The organism is Paenibacillus sp. FSL H8-0104, from assembly GCF_038050215.1.
Taxonomy (GTDB): domain Bacteria; phylum Bacillota; class Bacilli; order Paenibacillales; family Paenibacillaceae; genus Paenibacillus; species Paenibacillus amylolyticus.
In genome coordinates, this window is the sequence record NZ_JBBOTC010000001.1 from 4,673,251 (window position 1) to 4,693,721 (window position 20,471).

At 46.6% G+C, this 20,471-nt stretch carries 21 protein-coding genes; 3 read left to right on the top strand and 18 right to left on the bottom strand.

What is annotated here, in order from left to right; translation table 11 throughout:
- Positions 1-106 precede the first annotated feature (106 nt).
- The 3 genes from ccpA to NST38_RS20740 form a co-directional block, all read right to left on the bottom strand.
- Complete coding sequence (gene ccpA / locus NST38_RS20730) at positions 107-1,120, bottom strand: catabolite control protein A (RefSeq protein ID WP_036614690.1); 1,014 nt, start codon at positions 1,118-1,120, stop codon at positions 107-109.
- Between the two features lie 92 nt (positions 1,121-1,212).
- Entirely contained in the window at positions 1,213-1,560 is a 348-nt protein-coding gene (gene ytxJ / locus NST38_RS20735) for a bacillithiol system redox-active protein YtxJ (protein WP_076250848.1), read from the bottom strand.
- A 122-nt stretch (positions 1,561-1,682) separates the two neighbouring features.
- Positions 1,683-2,090 (bottom strand): hypothetical protein, encoded by a 408-nt coding sequence (locus tag NST38_RS20740; protein ID WP_341344044.1) that lies wholly within the window; start codon positions 2,088-2,090, stop codon positions 1,683-1,685.
- A 282-nt stretch (positions 2,091-2,372) separates the two neighbouring features.
- On the opposite strand from NST38_RS20740, the gene NST38_RS20745 reads away from it, so the two are divergent.
- Complete coding sequence (locus tag NST38_RS20745) at positions 2,373-2,897, top strand: type 1 glutamine amidotransferase domain-containing protein (protein ID WP_076250844.1); 525 nt, start codon at positions 2,373-2,375, stop codon at positions 2,895-2,897.
- Positions 2,898-3,017: 120 nt separating this feature from the next.
- On the opposite strand, the gene ptsP is transcribed toward NST38_RS20745, so the two are convergent.
- From ptsP to aroA, 4 genes are all read right to left on the bottom strand, one after another.
- A complete protein-coding gene (ptsP, locus tag NST38_RS20750) occupies positions 3,018-4,778 on the bottom strand; it encodes a phosphoenolpyruvate--protein phosphotransferase (RefSeq protein WP_036614699.1) in 1,761 nt (586 codons plus the stop codon).
- A complete protein-coding gene (locus NST38_RS20755; RefSeq protein ID WP_036674872.1) occupies positions 4,775-6,655 on the bottom strand; it encodes a glucose PTS transporter subunit IIA in 1,881 nt (626 codons plus the stop codon). The genes ptsP and NST38_RS20755 overlap by 4 nt, the downstream gene beginning before the upstream one ends.
- A 196-nt stretch (positions 6,656-6,851) precedes the next feature.
- On the bottom strand, positions 6,852-7,286 hold the full coding sequence (locus NST38_RS20760; RefSeq protein ID WP_076250843.1) for a CoA-binding protein: 435 nt from the start codon (positions 7,284-7,286) through the stop codon (positions 6,852-6,854).
- Between the two features lie 59 nt (positions 7,287-7,345).
- Positions 7,346-8,641: a 3-phosphoshikimate 1-carboxyvinyltransferase gene (gene aroA / locus NST38_RS20765; protein ID WP_076250841.1), complete on the bottom strand. Its 1,296-nt coding sequence runs from the start codon at positions 8,639-8,641 to the stop codon at positions 7,346-7,348.
- Positions 8,642-8,747: 106 nt separating this feature from the next.
- Between aroA and NST38_RS20770 the strand changes: the two genes are divergently transcribed.
- Complete coding sequence (locus NST38_RS20770) at positions 8,748-9,053, top strand: rhodanese-like domain-containing protein (protein WP_017687407.1); 306 nt, start codon at positions 8,748-8,750, stop codon at positions 9,051-9,053.
- Between the two features lie 136 nt (positions 9,054-9,189).
- Here the strand turns inward: NST38_RS20770 and NST38_RS20775 are convergent, their stop codons facing one another.
- The 4 genes from NST38_RS20775 to NST38_RS20790 all read right to left on the bottom strand — a co-directional run bounded on the left by NST38_RS20775 (position 9,190) and on the right by NST38_RS20790 (position 14,020).
- A complete protein-coding gene (locus NST38_RS20775) occupies positions 9,190-9,699 on the bottom strand; it encodes a shikimate kinase (RefSeq protein WP_036614703.1) in 510 nt (169 codons plus the stop codon).
- Positions 9,700-10,292: 593 nt separating this feature from the next.
- Positions 10,293-11,702, bottom strand: a complete 1,410-nt coding sequence (gene gndA / locus NST38_RS20780; RefSeq protein WP_076250839.1) for an NADP-dependent phosphogluconate dehydrogenase — start codon at positions 11,700-11,702, stop codon at positions 10,293-10,295.
- 172 nt (positions 11,703-11,874) lie between these two features.
- Positions 11,875-12,474: a hypothetical protein gene (locus tag NST38_RS20785; RefSeq protein ID WP_036614719.1), complete on the bottom strand. Its 600-nt coding sequence runs from the start codon at positions 12,472-12,474 to the stop codon at positions 11,875-11,877.
- A 253-nt stretch (positions 12,475-12,727) separates the two neighbouring features.
- On the bottom strand, positions 12,728-14,020 hold the full coding sequence (locus NST38_RS20790; RefSeq protein ID WP_076250836.1) for an MFS transporter: 1,293 nt from the start codon (positions 14,018-14,020) through the stop codon (positions 12,728-12,730).
- A 177-nt stretch (positions 14,021-14,197) separates the two neighbouring features.
- Between NST38_RS20790 and NST38_RS20795 the strand changes: the two genes are divergently transcribed.
- Entirely contained in the window at positions 14,198-15,673 is a 1,476-nt protein-coding gene (locus tag NST38_RS20795) for an aminotransferase class I/II-fold pyridoxal phosphate-dependent enzyme (RefSeq protein WP_036675042.1), read from the top strand.
- Between the two features lie 207 nt (positions 15,674-15,880).
- Here the strand turns inward: NST38_RS20795 and NST38_RS20800 are convergent, their stop codons facing one another.
- From NST38_RS20800 to NST38_RS20830, 7 genes are all read right to left on the bottom strand, one after another.
- Positions 15,881-16,198 carry a DUF1292 domain-containing protein gene (locus NST38_RS20800; RefSeq protein ID WP_036614722.1) on the bottom strand — a complete coding sequence of 106 codons (318 nt, stop codon included), beginning with the start codon at positions 16,196-16,198 and terminating at the stop codon, positions 15,881-15,883.
- A 97-nt stretch (positions 16,199-16,295) separates the two neighbouring features.
- A complete protein-coding gene (locus NST38_RS20805) occupies positions 16,296-16,850 on the bottom strand; it encodes a copper amine oxidase (protein WP_036614723.1) in 555 nt (184 codons plus the stop codon).
- Between the two features lie 475 nt (positions 16,851-17,325).
- Positions 17,326-17,505 carry a hypothetical protein gene (locus NST38_RS20810; RefSeq protein WP_036614724.1) on the bottom strand — a complete coding sequence of 60 codons (180 nt, stop codon included), beginning with the start codon at positions 17,503-17,505 and terminating at the stop codon, positions 17,326-17,328.
- Between the two features lie 142 nt (positions 17,506-17,647).
- Positions 17,648-18,067: an organic hydroperoxide resistance protein gene (locus tag NST38_RS20815; protein WP_017687397.1), complete on the bottom strand. Its 420-nt coding sequence runs from the start codon at positions 18,065-18,067 to the stop codon at positions 17,648-17,650.
- A gap of 416 nt (positions 18,068-18,483) precedes the next feature.
- Complete coding sequence (locus NST38_RS20820; RefSeq protein WP_047843708.1) at positions 18,484-19,170, bottom strand: hypothetical protein; 687 nt, start codon at positions 19,168-19,170, stop codon at positions 18,484-18,486.
- Between the two features lie 2 nt (positions 19,171-19,172).
- Positions 19,173-20,171, bottom strand: a complete 999-nt coding sequence (locus tag NST38_RS20825) for a hypothetical protein (protein WP_076250834.1) — start codon at positions 20,169-20,171, stop codon at positions 19,173-19,175.
- The gene (locus tag NST38_RS20830) at positions 20,158-20,430 is read right to left on the bottom strand and encodes a hypothetical protein (RefSeq protein ID WP_076250832.1); all 273 of its coding nucleotides are present in this window, start codon (positions 20,428-20,430) and stop codon (positions 20,158-20,160) included. Before NST38_RS20830 ends, NST38_RS20825 begins: the two co-directional genes overlap by 14 nt.
- Positions 20,431-20,471 lie beyond the last annotated feature (41 nt).

Genomic DNA, 20,471 nt, shown 5'->3' on the forward strand with positions numbered 1-20,471 from the left:
CTGTTTTCATTTTTAAACTAATTCAGCACAAAAGCTCCGTCTCCGGAGCTTTCGCATATCCACTATGTAGAGAGAATGACTTCTCCCTTACTGTATATAATCCCGATTAAACTACATCTGCGTGACTTACAGACAGACGAAGAATCGTTTCATGCGGCAAAATAACCCGTGGGTTCTCCACATTTTCTTTCTTCATCAACTTGGTCAGCAAACGCATCGCTACTGCGCCAAGGTCGTACATTGGCTGAGCCACTGTTGTCAACTGAGGACGCACCATGGAAGCCATACGGATGTTATCCACACTAATAATGGAGAAGTCATCCGGTACTTTCAGACCGTCATCCTGAATGCTGTGAATGGCACCAATGGCCATTTCATCTGTAGCAGCAAAGATAGCTGATGGTTTTTTCTTGAGTCCAAGGAAATATTTCATTGCTTCCACACCGGATTCATATCGATAGTTACCGATTCGAACAAGATCCTCCTGGTATTCAATCCCCGCTGCTTCCAGTGCTTTTTTGTATCCTTGGAAACGGGCATATCCATTCGCCGGATCTTGCAGTGTACCACTGATCATCGCAATTTCCTTGTGTCCATGACGAATCAGGGTGTTGACCGCGTCAAACGCAGCCGCCTCATGGTCAATATCCACCGAAGGGAATGTGCCCTTCTCATCACTCGTTGCACAAAGTACAATCGGCACAGCCGCAGACTGGAACGCCTGAATGTGTTCGTCCGTTACTGTTCCGCCCATGAAGAGCAGTCCGTCTACTTGTTTTTCGAGCAACGTGTTGATAACACGAATTTCTTTTTCTTTCTTCTTATCTGCATTACACAAAATAATATTGTAGTGATACATATTCGCAATATCTTCAATTCCGCGGGCAATCTCCGCGAAGGTTGAGTTCGAAATATCTGGAATAACGACCCCGACCGTGGTTGTCTTCTTGCTTGCCAGACCTCTGGCTACCGCATTCGGACGATATCCCAACCGCTCGATGGCTTCATATACTTTTTTCCGCGTTTGCGGTTTGACATTAGGGTTATTATTAACTACCCGTGATACCGTTGCCATAGACACTCCAGCTTCACGTGCCACATCATAAATGGTTACCGTCACAGTACTTCTCTCCATTACCAGTAAATTTTCATACCATTTTCATTAAGATTTATATTACGACAAATTTTTGCATTAATCAATTAAAATAGGCTTTAGGACTCACTCAAAACATTCGTAAGTGTGGTTCTAGTAATATCTGAATGGGAAGTATGCCATACAGGAATTCCCTTTTTAATCAGGATCGCCTGTGGAGATTCATGCTTAACACCCAGCTTGTCTGCTGCTTCATTGGATACCGCGCGATCTTCCACAACATAGATGATGCCATATTTCACTTGTTCATTGGCATTGTTAAGCAAATAATCGTTCATCTCCTGATAAGCGTTCGAGCTGATCGGACAGCGCGTGCTATGCTTAAACAGAAGCAAGGGTTGATCCTTGGTAGCCTCCACTGCGGAGTTTAGCTGTTCAATACTTGTCATTTTAGTCATGTCAGCCATTAGATATACATCCCCCTTTACCAGGAATACCGCTATGTTGAGCGTTTTCACTCTTCGATATCTTAACAAAAAGTGCGCGAAAAAGCCAATTTTCATGAAAACAAGCATTTTACACGTCAAAATTAGACAGCATTTGAGAAGTACTCCTGCCACACAAATCCGGATAATTGACTTAATCTGCGCTCCGTGGTCTCCATCCACGCTGCATCACCAGACTTCGTTGCGTAACCCATAATGTCCAGCAGCAGATTGATACGCTCCTCCACTGCTTGCTGCATTCGATATTCCATCTCCCGATCAGTCGCATCCGGCCAGGCCAGCAGTAGCTCATGAAACAGGTCTGCCAGTTCATTACGTTCACCAAAAGATACGTCTTGCTTCACGGGCTGTTCACCCAATGTGTTAATGCATTCTGTTAAGTCCGGCTTGACCGGCGGAAGCACTTCATATGATACACAGTCTGTACACGCAAATACGGGTACGTTTCGAATCTCCACTTTTTTGGCGTATACCACTGTTCTTAATTCCAACTCCATTACATGTCCACATCTGCACGACTTGCGCACCACCATCACCTCATTCGTTCTATACTCTATATAAGTACCATTCGACCTATTTCGGCTCAAATCCTGCTATAAACGAAAGGTTGCACAAATTACCACTCCCTCCAGATGAAGGTTGTCGAATGCAGGCAGTTACTGACTTGTAATCGCTTCCTCCAAACTGAATATGCACTTCCATGAAGTCCCTTGGAGAATCTGTTACAATTAAAGACGCAACAGACCTAATCACCGCAAAAAGGAGAGATGGACATGAGATTAACTGGTAAAAAAGTCATCGCTCTGGTCGATGAAGAATTCGAGGATTTGGAATTGTGGTACCCTGTACATCGGGTTCGTGAAGAAGGTGCAGAAGTGCATCTTGCAGGAGAGAAAAAAGGAAAAACCTATATTGGCAAATATGGTGTGCCTGCTGAAGCCGAATACAGTTTCGATGAACTCGACAGTTCAGATTACGATGGCATTCTGGTGCCAGGCGGTTGGGCGCCAGACAAGCTGCGTCGTTATCCCAAAGTACTGGAGCTTGTGAAGGAAATGAATGCTGACCGGAAACCGATTGGACAGATCTGTCATGCCGGCTGGGTGCTGATCTCTGCCAAAATTCTGGACGGAGTTATAGTAACCTCTACACCAGGCATTCGGGATGACATGGAAAATGCAGGTGCCATCTGGAAAGATGAAGCCGTTGTTGTTGATGGACATATCATCTCAGCACGTCGTCCGCCTGACCTTCCCCCTTATGGCAAGGCATTCTGTGATGCACTCGCTGACAAGTAAAAATAACCCCATTGTGCTCTCATGCACAGTGGGGTTATTTTATATAACAAGGTTTCCAACAAATAATTATCACAAATGTAAATATATTAACTTGAAGGTATTTATATCCAGTTTCCCTAATTACGATGCGTTCGAACCACTTTGTTCATCCGGACTTCCCGTGGAGTCATTAAAGACTTGCAGTCGCTCCTCAATATCTCCGCTGGTCCGTAAGGCGAAGCACTTTCGCGCTTCTTCTTTGGCGGCCGATGCTGTTGTGTTCAGCACTCTGTGCTTCACACGTAACAAGGATTGTGGAGACATACTCAAGTGGCGAATGCCAAGCTCCAACCAAAGCGGAATGGCACGTTCGTCCCCTGCCATCTCTCCGCACACACTGACATCAATTCCAGCCGTATGAGCCGCATCTGCTGTCGCACGAAGCATCCTCAGAACAGCCGGATGATAGGGGTGATACATATGAGCGATCTGCTCATTCATTCGATCTACTGCAAGTACATATTGAACCAGATCGTTCGTACCAATACTGAAGAAATCAGCTTCCTCTGCGAGCAGATCAGCAATCATCACCGCTGCAGGAACTTCAATCATAATTCCCACCTGAATGTGAGGGTCGTATGATAATCCCCGCTCGTCCAGATCGGACATCGCCTCACGAAGAATCTCATTGGCCTGCTGAAGTTCTTCCACCGAAGAGATCATAGGGTACATGATTTTGACATTTCCGGCCGCGCTGGCACGCAGAATGGCTGTAAGCTGTGTTTTGAACAGATCCTTGCGGTCGAGACTAATCCGAATTGCACGGTAACCCAGAAACGGATTGTCTTCCTCCGGCAATTCAAAGTAATCGAGTTGCTTGTCACCACCGATATCCAGTGTACGAATAACAACCGATTGTCCTGCTGTTTTCTCTGCCACAAGACGGTACACCTCATACTGTTCTTGCTCACCAGGGAAAGTAGCACGGTCCATATACAAAAACTCTGTTCGGAACAAGCCCACACCTTTGGCTCCTTGTTTCAAAGCAAGGTCCAATTCCTTCACCGAACTGATATTGGAAGCCAAGTGCAAAACGGCCCCATCTTTGGTTACGGCATCCACGGTAGCAAGGACTTGAAGTTGTTCCTTTTTCTTCAGTTGTTTGCTGCGAAGCATGGTATACCGTTCAATTGTCTTGCGATCCGGGTCCGTAAATACCAAGCCATTGTCACCATCCACCACAAGCATATCCCCTGTCTCTACCGGCATGCCAAGACTCGCTTCCAGACCGGAAACGAGAGGAATGCCAAGGGCACGAGCCATAATCGCAGAATGTGATGTTTTCCCGCCAATCAAGGTCACAATGCCTAGTACATGGGTGGGATTCAGATGCGCCAGTTGAGATGGCGACAGTTCTTTGGCAACGAGTACATACGGCTGGGTATCCGAAGGAAGTGTAATCTCCGGTGCACCGAGCAAATGCTTGAGCAGACGGTTACCCACATCCTTGATGTCAATGGCCCGCTCCTTCATATACTCGTCTTCCAGCAAGTCAAACATCGTGACAAAATGGTCTATGGCTTCTTTGACCGCCACTTCTGCTGCCTTATATTGACGCTCAATAATACCGCGAATTTCGTTCATGAATACCGGATCTTCCAGGATTGCCAGATGTGCATCAAAGATACTGGACTCCTCTGGACCAACAACTTCCTTGAACTCATTTTTGATATATTCAATCTCATCCTTAGATGTCCGTATGCCCTCATACAGCCGTTCGAACTCTTGGGCGAGATCCACCGAATCCATCTTCTGATCCGGCAGATCCCATTCCCAACTGGGCAGGACAAATGCTTTGCCGATGGCTATGCCTGCAGCTCCGTTGATGCCTTGTATCTTCATTCTACCCCTCCAACGTTCCTGTCATAGAGCACCACGGACATAACGGATGCCTGACCTTTCTTAACTTGCTTAAATGGAGCAAAACTCCATGATTTTACACGATCTGGATTCGTAATTACCATTGGTGTTGTTAGTGACGCCGCTTGCTCGCGGAGTACTGCCAGATCAAACTTGATCAACAACTGCCCTGGCTCCACCGTATCGCCCTCCTGAACAAAAGCTTCAAAATGGCCTTTCAACTGAGAGGTATCGATGCCGATATGCAGTAACACTTCAAGCCCCTCACGGGTAGATATACCCAAGGCATGCATGGTCGGGTACAAGTGCATAATCGTTCCGTACACGGGTGAGACCAGCTCTCCCTTTTCCGGGACAAAGGCTACACCATCACCGACAAGCTTGGCTGCAAAGATCTGATCCGGCACCTCTTCAATCGGGAGCATTTTGCCCTGAACGGGGGCACAGAACAGAACCTGTTGCAGATCTCTTTCCAGCAGCTTCGCGATTTCTTCCCGAATCAATTCCGAGTAGGTCCCGAATACCACCTGTACGTTACCGCCACCCAGCTTGATCAGTCCAGCGGACCCCATACTCTTCATGGCACCCGTGTCGATCAGGCGGTCATCATGCACAGTCAGGCGAAGGCGTGTAATACATGCTTCAACCTGTACAATGTTACTCTTCCCACCCAATGCTTCGAGGATTAAAGGTGCCTGATAAGGAATGTTACCTACCCAATCTTCCAGCATGGAGCCCTCTTCACGTCCTGGTGTTGGAATCTTGAACGTACGAATCGCCCATCGGAACAGGAAGTAGTAAACCAGCCCATATAGTATGCCAATCGGAATGAGCTTCCAAGCATTCTCCGATAGATGGAAATTGAGTATGTAATCAATAATACCTGCGGAGTAAGAAAATCCATGCCGGATATCAAGCCAGTAACTAATCCACATGGCAACGCCGGACATCACTGCATGCACGATGAACAGATAAGGTGCTGCGAACAAAAAAGCAAACTCAATCTGTTCCGATACCCCGGTTAGAAAACAAACGAGTGCCGATGTCAGAAAAGTTTTCTTGATTTTTGGTTTCAGATCTTCCCTGGCTTCCTGAATAATAGCAAAGGCTATTGCCGGAATAGCAAACATCATGATGGGAAACAAACCCGCCATAAAGAATCCTGCTGTTGGATCACCTGCAAAAAATCGGGGCAAATCCCCTTGCACAATGTTACCATCAGGCGTTTCAAACGTCCCTAGCTGGAACCAAAACACATTGTTAAGCAGGTGATGAAGCCCAAAAGCAACCAGCACCCTGTATAACACTCCGTAGATGAACAGTCCAAAACCCCCGAGACTATATTCCCAGGTAGCAATGCCGTTCAATCCATGCTGTAGGATCGGAGCGAGCCATAACATAAAACAGGAGAACAATGCCGAACAGAGTCCGACAATGAGCAAAACAAACCTTGAACCTCCAAAAAATTGTAAAATTTCAGGCAGTTTAATGCTTTTAAACCGATTATGCATCCCACCGGCAAGCGCGCCGAGTATGATTCCGATTAAGGAAGCGGGCTGAACGGTGCCATCCCCGAAGTTCCGAGTCACCTGATCATATATCACGATACCAGCCAGAGCAGCAAGTCCCGCTTGTCCGGCCTGGTTGGAGAGTCCCAGTGCTACACCGACAGCGAACAGATACGGTAAGAAATAAAAAATACCGTGTCCGGCCACGGTAGACACTTCACCGACAATATCCAATCCCCAGGCGTCCCAAGGCAGACTGCCAACACTGAGCAAAATTGCGGCGGCGGGCAGGACCATTGTAGGCAGCATTACCGCTCGTCCGAGCTGCTGCAAGGATCCGAGCCAATTCATGGCGACCTCTCCTTTCTATCCTAGATGGTAAGCTTTACGCAACGTTTTGTCAAAGCAAAACAGTAACCAATTGGTAATTAATACGGCAAAAATAGAACAGAAAAAATCCCGTCAGCTTCAAGTTAACGGGATTCATCCTATGTTCATTCAATTGGGAAAGATCAGGAGATCATCCGATCACAGGTGAACGAGCCTCTCAGCCGCGTCCAGCGCCGCGCAGAACGATGGAATCCTCTACCTTGATACAACGATTCGTTACCGCTGTCATGCCGTTCTCTGCAGCAATCTGGACCGCTTCATCACTATGGATGCCAAGCTGCAGCCACAGCACATTTGCTTTGATGGCAACGGCGTCACGAGCGACATCCGCGCAAAACTCTTCGCGACGAAACACATTGACAATGTCTACCGGCTCTGGAATATCCGCGAGTGTGGCATATACCGTCTCGCCAAGGATTTCACCTTGCACCTGTGGATTAACCGGGATGATGCGATAACCTCTGCTCTGCATGGCTTCTGCCACCATATAGGAAGTGCGATCTGATTTGTCTGATAAGCCGACGACTGCGATGTTGCCTGCCTTGCGCAAAAGTTGTCCAATTTCTTCACGAGTAGGGTTGTTAAATTCCATGTTCAAGCACCATCCTTTTCTGATTAAAGTGCGTGTTCAAAAAACAGGTTTTCAGTTATTTACTCTTTTACCCATTGAACCGAGGCGCCAAGCGCCTGCAAATGATCGAAATATTGCGGATAAGACTTGGCTACATGGTGTGCATCCCGAATACGAAGCGGCTCCTTGGAACGCAGACCAACAACAGTGAGCGCCATAATTACGCGATGATCGTAATGAGCGTTAATCTCAACGCCGCCTTCAACGCCTTCTGGACGTCCATGTACGATAATCTCAGCTTGACGCTCTTCAACGTTCGCTCCTGCCTTCCGCAGTTCGTTCAAATAATCGGTGATTCGGTCACATTCCTTGTAACGCAGGTTCTCTACATTATAGAACCGTGACGTGCCTTCCGCAAACACAGCTGCGGCTACCATAGCCAAAACGGCGTCCGTCGCGGCATCCCCGTCGAATTCGATCGCTTTCAGTCTGCCATTACCTTGAACATGTACAACATCGTTCTCATGTGTCAATGGCACTTCCATCATGCGCAGCACGTCAACGATGGCACGTTCACCCTGTTTGCTCTGCTCCATCAGGCGCAGAATTTTCACATCGGACTGTGTAACCGCTGCTGCGGCAAGAACCGCTGCTGAGCCGGGATAATCCCCTTGAACTGTGTAGGTCGTTGGTTGGTAAGCCTGTCCACCTGGTACACGGAAGGACATATAATCATCACTTGCATGGATAACGATACCTGCCTGCTCCAGCACTTCCAGCGTCTGTCCGATAACGACCTTGGACTTCAGGTCATTCAGTACTTCAATGGTGCTGTCTTCTGCAAGCAACGGAGTTACAAACAACAACGCACTCAGATATTGGGAGCTGACGGAGCCGGATACACGAATGAGTCCACCCTTGGCATTGCCACCCTTGATTGTAATAGGCAGGCGTCCTTGTTCATGCTGTACATCTACACCCAATTGACCAAGCGCATCGATCAGGTCATCATGTGGACGTTTGCCCAGCGAATCCGGGTACGTATTCACAAAAGTAACTTCAGGGCAGAGCGCTGTAACGCCCATCAGGAAACGAAGTACAGCACCCGCATTCCCAACATTCAATTCACGCACATCACGGGGATGACTGCCAAAACCCTGGATCACAATCTTGCTGTCGTCTTCTTCAAGTACTGCCCCCAGATCACGAATACATCTGCGCATGGCGTCACTGTCTTCACTGTGTGCCGGGAAATGAATGGTACTTGTGCCTTCCGCCAGCGCAGCAGCCAGCAAATAGCGAGTCGTGTAGTTTTTAGAGGACAGAGCCCCGATTTCCCCGTTCAGAGTGGGGGTTGGTTTAACAATAACGTCCATGGATGAAATTCTCCTTCATTGATTATATTGTGGCCAAATTGACATTCCGTGCATCGCTTGGGTATCATTATAAGCGTTAAGTCCATACAGAAAAGAGGACCTGAATATGACACAAATAGCTGAAATTGAAACGTCTGAGCTGCGCCGCCGTTTACAGGCGGGAGAGAAGCTGCAGATGATAGACGTCCGCGAGGACGATGAAGTCGCGCAAGGCATGATCGAAGGAGCCAAGCATATTCCGCTTGGACAGATTCCGGACCGACTGTCTGAGATTGAGAAGTCAGGCGAGATCGTGATCATCTGCCGTAGTGGTTACCGCAGTGAGCGTGCATGTGAATATCTGCAGCAACTGGGATATGAAGGCTGTACAAACATGGTCGGCGGTATGCTCCAGTGGCAACAGGAAGACTAGAGAAGCCCGGAGAGAAGCCAAGTCATTTGTAACCTTGTGACCTCAGCTCTGCTCCACTCCCAGAAACGGGCCTATACGGCCCGTTTTGTTATATCTGCCACCACCTATCAACCATCAAACTTCGATGATAACAAGCTTAGACGCGGTAATGCGCTAAAATTAAACGAGTCACTTCAGCAGCGGATAACTCGGTTGTATCCACCGTATAATGTGCGAACCGATATGCGTCTTTCCGTTCTTCCATAATTGCCTGAATGCGTTCCTCTGCATTGCCTGCGAGGAGTGGGCGATTGTCACAGCCACTAACACGCTCTACAATCACTGCCGGATCAGCAGTCAAGGCAACAACCCAACCATTCTTCAACATCACGTCACAATTATCCGAACGCAGCACCACGCCACCTCCGGTCGCTATGACCTGTGACTTCTTCTCCAGCACCGAGCATAACATGCGGCTCTCGGCATCACGGAAATACGTCTCTCCCTTGCCAGTGAACAATTCCGGAATCGTACAGCCTTCCTCTTTTTCCACCGCGGCGTCTACATCAATCAATCGATAACCAAGCTCGCGTGCAAGCATGTCAGCGACGGTTGATTTGCCGGTTCCCATCATACCAATGAGAATAATATTGTTAGACTTGCTCAAGGTGTACACTCCTTTAATTCAAGCAATTCGTGAGCACTTTTGTCCTATCATAACACAGCCCTGCGGACTGGGAAAGACCATCTCCTCACTGACTTCCTTTCGACCATCCGCAAGTACTTCCAAGACAGATTAAGTAACTCCCGGCACTAAGCCTACGTCAGATCACCCTCAAGCAGTTTTGAGCCTCCAAACATCTCAATCAGTAATCATCCAACAACCTAACGAACTCCAATGAGCTTATTTACCTAAAATAGGAGCAGTTAAACTTCTAACAAATCTCAGTAAACTTATTTCAAAAAATCACCGTCAAAACCTCGACATCTCGCTGCGAATTATTGAAATAGAGCCATCTGAGTTCGTTAAAAAATAGAACCGGCTCATTTTGCCAAAATAGAGTGTCTCCTGTTCATTAGGTCTAGAACCAGCTACATATCTTCTCCATCAACACTATTACTGTATAACACAGTAAAAAAAGAGGCCTAGCGTTAACCGGCAATCACCGGAACGCCAAACCTCTTTTGAGCCCCTTAGCAGGCCAAACCTGCCACTTAAAGTGGCACTAGCCAAATCATAATAGACTTGTATATGTGGTACTACTCCATCCAGTTGTGGTGGAAGCTACCTTCTTTGTCCACACGTTTGAACGTGTGAGCACCGAAGTAGTCACGTTGGGCTTGCAGCAAGTTTGCTGGCAAGCGCTCTGTACGGTAGCTGTCGTAGTAAGAAAGAGCGCTGGAGAATCCAGGTACTGGAACACCTTGTTTTACAGCAGCCGCTACAACTTCACGCCATGCGCCTTGATAAGACTCAACGATGTTTTGGAAGTAAGGATCCAAGAGCAAGTTTTTCAGCGCTGCGTCTTTATCATAAGCTTCTTTGATGTTTTGCAGGAACTGCGAACGGATGATGCAGCCACCACGGAAGATCATGGCAATGTTGCCGTATTTCAGATCCCAGCCATACTCATCGGAAGCTGCACGCATTTGTGCAAATCCTTGTGCGTAGGATACGATTTTACTTGCGAAGAGGGCTTTACGCACGCTCTCGATGAACGCTTTTTTGTCACCGGAGAACTCTTCAGTTGCTGGTCCATTCAGGATTTTGCTAGCTGCTACACGCTCGTCCTTCATGGCAGACAGGAAACGGGAGAATACGGATTCTGTAATCATGGACAATGGAACGCCGAGATCCAGCGCACTTTGGCTTGTCCATTTACCTGTTCCTTTTTGTCCAGCAGCATCCAGAATGACGTCAACCATTGGTTTGCCGGTTTCTGGATCGTATTTGGAGAAGATATCTGCTGTGATTTCAATCAGGTAGCTATCCAGCTCTCCTTGATTCCATTCCGTAAAGATCGTATGCAGCTCTTCAACGGAAACGTTCAATACGGATTTGAGCAAGTGGTATGCTTCACCAATCAACTGCATATCTCCGTACTCGATACCGTTATGAACCATTTTCACATAGTGTCCGGCACCATCAGGTCCAATATATGTACAACATGGATCGTCACCGACTTTGGCCGAGATCGCCGTCAGGATCGGTTCAACCAGTTTATAAGCACTTTCCTGTCCACCTGGCATGATGGAAGGGCCTTTCAGTGCGCCTTCTTCACCACCGGATACACCTGTACCGATGAAGCGAATGCCTTTGTCTTCCAACTCTTTGCTGCGACGTTGCGTGTCAGGGAAGTATGCGTTCCCTCCGTCAATGATGATATCGCCCTCATCCAGATGAGGAAGCAGTTGTTCAATGGTAGCGTCGGTCGCTTTGCCGGCTTGTACCATGATCAAAATTTTGCGCGGGGATTCCAGGGATGCTACGAACTCTTCAATGGAGAATGAGCCTGTCAGGTTTTTACCTTCAGCTTCTTTCAGAAGATCATTGGTTTTCTCCGGGGAACGGTTAAATACCGATACTGAGAAACCTTTGCTTTCAATGTTAAGGGCCAAATTTTTGCCCATGACAGCCAGGCCAATTACGCCAATTTGTTGTTTTGTCATCTGGTCCTCCATCCTTTGCTCCAATTAATTTTATTGAAATAAATTCTCAACAATACTCCCATTTTAACGGTTTTATGTATAGAAGTGAACCCCGTGGCACAGCTACGCAACGAGAAAACACCCCAATCTGCTGAGGTGTTCATCGTATTTTCATAAATACGGCCGTATCTTGTCATCCTTCCAACATTAACAGATGTCCAGACAACTGTTTTAAGACTTGACGGCAAGCATTTGCTTTTTCGATATTATCCATCTGCATGGCCGTGTAGAGGCGCTCCAGTTCATCGTCTACTTCCATGCGCAACAACATGAGCCTTTCCTCGCCTTCACGCGAGAGGAACATTTCTTCCATCTCTTCCGCCGTCGGCGCAGGTTCCTTTTGAAAAATGACACGCTGTTTGAACCCAGACACTTCCACGAGCCGAATGACTTCACCGAATAAAATGTTCTCCACAGTCATCTGCTGATCCTTGAAACGCTTCACAACTGCATGCCCGCGTGTATCTCCAATCAGCTTCTCCAGCCACTCTGCAAGTTTTGCATCCTTAATGATATAATCCCCAGTCATCTTGTAGTTCCCCGTGCGTGTCTGTTGAAAGCGGAGCTTTACCAGCTTGCGGCCGGTCCGGACTGACAGGATAAAAAAGGATTCGTCCTCGCTCCAATATAGTGAATATCCCTCACGAATAAGGTCTCTGATCAAATTTTGGATATGCCGACGGTTGAACCGCAGCTCCAGATTGCAATATTCAACTTCATAACTCTTATTCACGGCACTCCCTCCATCTGTACCGGATCAACTCCGGCCCTCGTCTTCAATCGCTTCTACTCAATCGGCTTACCCTATTTTATACTTCATTTTATGTAAGGGTACTTGGTTATTTGACTATTTTTCACCGAAAGGACCGCCGGATTGCAGCTTTCCGCAGACGCACAGGGGCAAGCCCCCGATTATCGTGATATATTGGACGCTAAAAAGGGAGCTCCACAACCAATACGGTTGGTGGAACTCCCTTTTCTTTTGCTTATTTGGCCGGAGCGGTGCGAAACGGATTGCGGGATAACACAAAGTGCACAACGGCAAGTCCTGCCATGACGATGGCACTGCCGATGAATGGAGCCGGATGGCTCACGTGGTCCCACAGCAGTCCGGAAACAATGGGGCCTACAACCATGCCTGATCCCTGCAATGTAAGGAAGAATCCCCAGATCGCACCCCGCTCCCCTTTGGGAATCAGCGTGGCTACAAAAGCATTCCAGGCGGGCAAAATCATGGCATAACTGATGCCCACCAGCATGACAACACCAAACACCACCGGAATGGATGTTATGGAGGAGAATGCAAACAGACTTGCCGCCGCCATCAAAAAACCAACATTCAGGAACGGTTTCGTCCCAAACCTGTCTACCATTTTACCAACAGGCAGCAAGGCAATAACGGTTATTCCACCACCTGCAATCAGCAACAAACTGTATAGATTCGGTGAGATGTGCAGGTCTGTGCGTGTATATAGCGTGATGACTGGACTGAGCAGCCCGATGACAAACGACTGCATAAACAGGGCAGGATACACCAGTGGATTAACATTAAGTGTGCTGCGTACCCGTTGCAGTGTGTCCTTCACACTCTTTTGCAGCCGGATGAACGGCGTGAGCAGATTCGGTTTGGCTGGATATTTCACATCACTATTCTTCGCTGCTTGCTCGGCATGCTCTCCTTCAACAATGACACGTCCAGGAAGAATCATGGCCACCAGAATAACGAGAATGGCACAACCCATCAGCACGAGGAATATAGTTTGATAATCATGATGCGTGCGCTCCAGCAGCCAGTTCATACCTATAGGTCCAAGCCCCGTTCCGCCGAGAGCAGCCACCTCCAGCGCCCCCATTGCTGTACCATTCTTGTTCTGTGGGCCTGACATCGCCGTTACCCCTGTCATGGCGCAAGGCCAGAGCGGTGATGTACCAATGCCAAGAATCAGACAGGCCATGGCCAGTCCAACGGCACTTTTGAGAAAAAGGATCATAATAACAGCGATTAAGGTACAGATTAATGCTGTAACCATCGTTGCGCGGAACCCGATCCGTTCTGCTGCCCAGCCGGAAGGCGCCCGGAACAGATTATCTCCCAAATATTGAAGAGCAAATGCCACACCAATGACGCCTGCAGACAGACCCAGTATATTGTCCATATACACGGGCAGAACAGCTACCAACAGGGCCCCTTTGATAATTTCAACTAGAAAAAGTGTCAGCCACATCGCGATAAAAAATGGTGATCGCAAAATTTTGGCTGGTTTTGTGTCGGTTTGCATTCTTTTTCCCCTTTCGGTGTTCATTTGCCTATTCCCTATCCTTAGTGTAACCGTGGGGAATGTGCGCAAATCTCGGCAATTTAAAAAATTGTCGATTTATACTGTTGCATTCGGTTCTTAATTTGCTATACTCATCTTTGTTTACCAATTTTATTAGGAAGGGTTGTGACAGCACTGATGAATCACCACCGTACGCCGCTGTTTACCGCTTTAAAAAATCATGCGGCACTCAATCCGGTACAGTTTCATATTCCGGGCCATAAAAAAGGATTGGGAGCGGATACCGAATTCCGTGAATTTATTGGCGATAATGCCTTCTCCATAGATTTGATTAACATCGCACCGTTGGATGACCTGCATCAGCCAACCGGTGTCATTCAGGAAGCACAGATTTTGGCAGCAGATGCCTTCGGAGCCGATTATACCTATTTTAGTGTACAAGGCACAAGCAGTGCCATTATGACCATGATTCTGTCTGTATGCTCACCGGGTGACAAAATTATTGTGCCCCGTAATGTGCATAAATCGGTTCTGTCCGCGATTATTTTCTCAGGCGCCAAACCCGTATTTGTTTCTCCTTCACAAGATCCCAATCTGGGCATTGACCACGGAGTGACCACACAGTCTATCCGTCGCGCACTGGAGCGTCATCCGGATGCCAAGGCATTGCTTGTAATTAACCCGACTTATTACGGCGTGGTTACTGATCTGAAAGAGATTGTTGAGCTGGCACACAGTTATCAAGTCCCTGTGCTTGTTGATGAAGCCCATGGCGTACTCATTCATTTCCATGAGGATCTGCCACTGTCTGCGATGGCAGCAGGTGCCGATATGGCTGCAACCAGTGTTCACAAGCTTGGTGGCTCCATGACACAGAGTTCCGTACTCAACCTGAATACCAAGAATGGGTTCGTAAATCCACAGCGTGTACAGACGATCCTGAGTCTGCTCACCTCAACATCAACTTCATACATTTTGCTTGCTTCACTCGATACATCAAGACGTAACCTGGCACTCCACGGTCGTGAGATTGCACAGAAGGCGATTGAACTAGCCGAGTTTGCCAGACGTTCGATTAACGATATGGATGGCCTGTATTGCTTCGGTAGAGAGCTGCTGGGTACAGAAGCGACCTTCAACTATGATCCAACCAAGGTAACGATCCATGTTCGCCATCTGGGTATTACAGGGTATGAGACAGAGAACTGGCTGCGTGAACATTACAACATTGAGGTCGAACTTAGTGATATGTACAATATTCTGTGTCTCATTACGCCAGGAGATACGGATAATAGTGTGGATATCTTGCTGAACGCTTTGCAGGATCTCTCCCGTACCTATTATCAAGTGAACCCGGCCCATGAACTGGTCGTAAAAGTTCCGGATATTCCACAGTTGATGCTGACTCCACGTGATGCATTCTACGGTGATACCGAAGTGATTCCGTTTAAGGAATCCGCAGGACGTATTATCTCGGAATTCATCTATGTCTATCCGCCAGGAATTCCGATCCTGTTACCGGGTGAGGTTATCACCCAGGAAAACATCGACTACATCATCGATCATGTCGAAGTTGGATTACCCGTCAAAGGACCCGAAGATCGCAGCGTAACCAACGTTAAAGTGATCGTGGAAGCCGATGCCATTTTCTAGAACAACCTCCTTGCGCTGTGCAGGGGATAAACTTAAAGGACCAAGCCCTAGCTTGGTCCGTTTTTATTTTATGGGACAAGCGAGTTTGCATTTTCCCGTCTATTTCGTCGTTCAAACCGGTGGTGTAAATGCTCGTATACCTCTTGAAAAACAAACAAAAGGCCCCCTGAGATCAAGGAGCCTTCATGTTATGTTCCAAAAGAATGACTATTCTTGTGATGCAACGAGTTCGTTGTAAGCCGCTTCAACGCGGTTCCACTCTTCTTCGTCTTCAATATTGTAGAGCACCATTTCCTCGTCTTCTTCTTCCATACGCAGGATGATGCCGTCAGCTTCAGGATTGTTACGTTCCAGCAGGAGCGCATAAACATGCTTCTCCACGTCAAACGTCTCCACCAAAACCATCTCCACGTCTTGGCCGTTCTCGTCTGTTAATGTGAGAAGGACTTCTTCATGCTCGTGGTCGTGGTCGTGGTCTTGCCCGCATCCGCAGCCATCGCCGTGTTCATGTGTGTGATCGCTCATTGAAATACCTCGCTTTATAAATAGAAATTGTGTAACCCTGCATATCGTAACATGTTCAATGACACAGGTCAATTTAACTCACAGGGTTATTTTCGCTTCAATCGTTCAGCGCTGTAATGATTTTCTCCGCTACCAGGACGTAGCTGCTGTTTGCATTTTCTTTAATATGAAAGCCGACCTGATATTTGCCGGCACGACTGAAATCATACGTAAAATCATATGTGCGGAACCAGAAGTTATCCTTCTGGGTTGTAAGCTCCTGTGACTGGATATCCTTCACCTGACCGCTTGGATTGGTAATCGTTACTTTCACCGCAGCTACATCTGCTGTCAGACTGTCCACTTGTGAAAATACATTGAATTTCAGCTTACCTACGTTAACGTTGCCAAATACAGTGTCTCCCTTGAAGAGAAAAATATGTACATTCGGTTTGATCACCGTTACTCTCTTGTTACTGCTGTCCCATTTGACGACGCCTCCGGCTTCCCTGACAGGTACATAGGTCGTTCCATCAATGAGATAACCTCCATCAGCTGCTTCCTTGCCGTTAATGAGAACACGAATCTTCTCGTTCACCGAATCTGCAAACAATAAAGACCCGCCGAGCAAGGAGAATACCGTGACACAAAGCAATATTCGTTTCCATTTCATCCCGTCAATATTCCCTCCCCTGCTGCTAGCTGTTGTACATTTATACTGCAGATTCATCCACAAAGTTGCGCTGTTTTTCATCATTTTTCATTTTTTATCCAGAATTTTTTCCACCCCTTGGAATGCACAAAAAGAGGCGATCCTCATTAAAGGATGCCCCTGATCTATAATTGTTATATATACGGGATTATACGAAGAGTTTATGAAGAAGTATGGCGGGTCAATATACAGGGAACGCCCTTGCCTAAAGCCCCTTCAATTCTCATACGTGCAGCGTAATCCATACCTCGTGTACATGGTGTCTTACATCTCTCGCATACATCCGATGTGACCAACTTCATGGATACACGTATTTTATCACTCTTTAATGCGGGAGCTTTCTTACCTTTTGCCTTTGCCATCCCGGATTCCCCATTTCCCCAAGTGCTTACTGATGTAATGCATCATATGGGGATTCGCCCGGTTGTGTGTCTATTTAGAAAACGTATTTAAATAATAAAAATATGACAAGGAGGATACCTCCGAGAATGAGCCAGTTGCTGATTTCATACCAAATACCCTTGCCTCCGGACAGGTATTTCTGTTCATTCTCCTGATGACGCTGACGGTGGGTATCGGTCTCAGAGCCATGGGGTGGTTTGCTAAAATCCATCATAAGTACATTCCCCTTTCAGCAGTTTTGTGTAAACTTACTACCATTATAACCCACAATTGAGTGCGAAATTGATTTTTATGCATAAAAAACCAAAAAACCTCCGATTTCTCGGAGGCTTCTTATCAACAAATAGTATCAGTGATTACGCGAGTTCCACGTTAACATTCACGTTCCCTTTGATTCCTTTGGAATATGGGCAGTAGTCATGGGCAAGTTTCACAAACTTCTGTGCTGTTTCTTCATCTAGACCAAGGATTTTAACTTCCAAATCGACTTGAAGCTTCACGCCGTTATCCTCAGAGTCCGTCACCAACATTACGGTTGCAGCTACCGTACTTCTTTCAATCTCAACTTTGTGTTTCTTCAATTGAAACTCCAGTGCGGAGTTAAAACAAGCACTATATCCTGCTGCAAACAACTGCTCCGGATTGGTAGCTGTCGTCACTTGTCCTCCGAGTTCAGGCGGTGCAGCAACATCCAACATAAACACGTTATCTGGGGATTGTACGATGCCTTGACGTCCACCTGTATTGATTACTGTAGTTTCATATAATGTTTTCATTTGTGAAAACTCCTTTAGTTAATTAGATTTATTTTGACTAAAATTTGATCTCATTTGTATCACCAACAATTACATTGTACACAATTAAATTGTGTATTTAAATAGTTAATATAAAAAATAATATAGTTTAAAACACGTTTGGAGAATAATTCTTTTCTAACCCCGGACAAGCCCAAGCCTAAAGTCAGTGCACTTTCTGAGTTGTTCGCTGTATCCACCAAACTTGGCCTGACTTCATTCTCTAAATAAAAATGGTACCCAAACACTGCACTTCATTTTCAAAGCGTCCGTGTTTAGGTACCAAATTACTGCACGTATATCTTTTTACCGATCCATACAGATAATCTATTTATTCTCATAGTCATTCCAATTCAAATCATGCACCTTGTTCATCTTCAGATGTCTTCCCAGTTTGATTAATTACTCCAGATATCCACTTTCATCTGTGCACATTTGAAATACTTGGCCTCGGCCTTACTTGTAGTCAGCTTCAAAAGACATTGCAGTTCTCCATGTTGGAACAACCCACCGCTAAGGTCAGCAGCAACACCGCCATATTGATCATCCGCACCAAGCCATACCGACGGTCTCTCGAACCCAGCTGAGAACTGTAATCCGGTACAGAGCAACACAGTGAGATTCTTACGGTTCTGTGCTTCATCTCCTGCTACGCCATGTGTGGTGAAGAACACCATGTTTTGATTAAAATCCGTGTACGTTCCATCTGCTTTATAGGCACGGACCATACCATATTTCTGATTTACGTTTTGAAAAAAAGTGATTCCGGCCTTGCTATCCTTCGATTTAATGCCAACCTGAACTGAGATTCCAATGTTCCCGTTTAATTGTAGCGCTTCCAAAGTGATTGCAATTGCTGTTACTTTCGAGCTGTCAATCAGATGTTTCATTTTTAACTCTGCCGTGGCTCCTGCCGTTGTCGGAGTTGTAACGGTAATGGTCCCTCTGTCGGGCAAAGGCTCAAACGTAGGGGTGCCCACCACCTCCACCCAATCCGGTAACGTTCCGTAAAGAAAATCGGCCACAAGCTGTTTGTGAACCTTTCCAAAGGGCACAATCTGACCCGCTGCATCACGTATAACCATCTCTACACCCCCACCGAATAGGCTACACCGATATTATGATCGGTATTGTAATACACGTACACTACACCGTCCATAACGGACACCATCAAGGACTGCATGTTGGTCGTTTCCCAATCCAATGCCGGAAAATATATATCTGTAGGTTTGTCCAGCAGTTGACGAAAGTCTGCACTGATCTTGGCAATGGCAGGCCGAGCTACCGTCGTAACCCCACCGGAAGCATAAGCTGATAACATACCCAGCCACCACATGCTCCCTTTGTACATAAATACACCAGCATTGGGTCTCGAAATGTTTTCTCCTGCACTTAAAGTGGCATCATTCCCACCCATTAATGGTCTTGGATCAGCTAACCAGCTACGTCCGTCATGTGAATGCCAGATACATTTACGGCCAAAGTCACCACCGCCCATCACCGAGAAACCGATCCATTTGCCGCCATTTCTGAAACACGAGAAGTAACCGGTATGACCATCACCTGGGAACCCGGGAGGTTTGTCCAAAATCAAACCCACTCTTGTCCAGTTGATCATGTCTACAGAGGACGCAAGTGCCGTCGATTGATTGATCCCCAGTCCGTTTTGTTGATAATACATAAAGAACAATTGTTCTTCATCGTTCCAGATCACAAATGGAGTTTCCGTCGAATTCCCAACCACAGTATCGAGATACACCTGTCCGTGTTTGGTCCATGGTCCTGTCGGGCTGTTCGAGTAGGCTAGTCCAATTCCTCCGATGTGATTATGGTTGGTAGAATACGTAGCATAATAATCTGCTTTTGCATCAGGGATAAGCCCCTTCACCTTGATCGCCCGAAACCAATAGATCGATTGAAGACCCGCCATTGCAGCGGTATACATAGGATTGTCCATTTTTTTATCAAATTGAGGCGTGTACATCCGTCTGGTTTCTGCATCACAATAATCATAAGGCGCAACGGCCCTGTTTGCCTTCATCGCTGCGTCGAGTGCTGTCTGAGCAATATTTTCAGTCATAGACATGAGAACTCAACTCCTTCGTGAGCAGGGTATTACCATTTACCGGTCGCGAATATAAAACATCCGAAGTGTCCTTTAATAGGATTGAATAATCAACAACATTACCCTCATTCGCAGTCGGCTCCCGAGTAATACAAATGATAGGACAAATTCTAGCATTATATGAATACGCTTTCATTTTGTTCATTCCTTTATTTCCTTTACAGTTGTAATCAGCAACTGTCCCTTTCATTGGTACGCTCGGATAATGTTGATCCTTCATATTAATCCCTCCTATTGTTTTCTCCCGATAAGTATATTCAT

Coding starts and splice junctions, on each gene's coding strand:
- NST38_RS20760 (WP_076250843.1), bottom strand. CDS start 7,286: ATGGAATTTAACAACCCTACTCGTGAAGAAATTGGACAACTTTTGCGC.
- ytxJ (WP_076250848.1), bottom strand. CDS start 1,560: ATGGCTGACATGACTAAAATGACAAGTATTGAACAGCTAAACTCCGCA.
- NST38_RS20805 (WP_036614723.1), bottom strand. CDS start 16,850: ATGAAATGGAAACGAATATTGCTTTGTGTCACGGTATTCTCCTTGCTC.
- NST38_RS20790 (WP_076250836.1), bottom strand. CDS start 14,020: ATGCAAACCGACACAAAACCAGCCAAAATTTTGCGATCACCATTTTTT.
- NST38_RS20830 (WP_076250832.1), bottom strand. CDS start 20,430: ATGAAGGATCAACATTATCCGAGCGTACCAATGAAAGGGACAGTTGCT.
- NST38_RS20810 (WP_036614724.1), bottom strand. CDS start 17,505: ATGATGGATTTTAGCAAACCACCCCATGGCTCTGAGACCGATACCCAC.
- aroA (WP_076250841.1), bottom strand. CDS start 8,641: ATGGACGTTATTGTTAAACCAACCCCCACTCTGAACGGGGAAATCGGG.
- NST38_RS20820 (WP_047843708.1), bottom strand. CDS start 19,170: ATGGTTATACGTGATGCAGCGGGTCAGATTGTGCCCTTTGGAAAGGTT.
- NST38_RS20745 (WP_076250844.1), top strand. CDS start 2,373: ATGAGATTAACTGGTAAAAAAGTCATCGCTCTGGTCGATGAAGAATTC.
- NST38_RS20815 (WP_017687397.1), bottom strand. CDS start 18,067: ATGAAAACATTATATGAAACTACAGTAATCAATACAGGTGGACGTCAA.
- NST38_RS20800 (WP_036614722.1), bottom strand. CDS start 16,198: ATGAGCGATCACACACATGAACACGGCGATGGCTGCGGATGCGGGCAA.
- NST38_RS20770 (WP_017687407.1), top strand. CDS start 8,748: ATGACACAAATAGCTGAAATTGAAACGTCTGAGCTGCGCCGCCGTTTA.
- NST38_RS20825 (WP_076250834.1), bottom strand. CDS start 20,171: ATGTCTATGACTGAAAATATTGCTCAGACAGCACTCGACGCAGCGATG.
- NST38_RS20795 (WP_036675042.1), top strand. CDS start 14,198: ATGAATCACCACCGTACGCCGCTGTTTACCGCTTTAAAAAATCATGCG.
- gndA (WP_076250839.1), bottom strand. CDS start 11,702: ATGACAAAACAACAAATTGGCGTAATTGGCCTGGCTGTCATGGGCAAA.
- ptsP (WP_036614699.1), bottom strand. CDS start 4,778: ATGAAGATACAAGGCATCAACGGAGCTGCAGGCATAGCCATCGGCAAA.
- NST38_RS20755 (WP_036674872.1), bottom strand. CDS start 6,655: ATGAATTGGCTCGGATCCTTGCAGCAGCTCGGACGAGCGGTAATGCTG.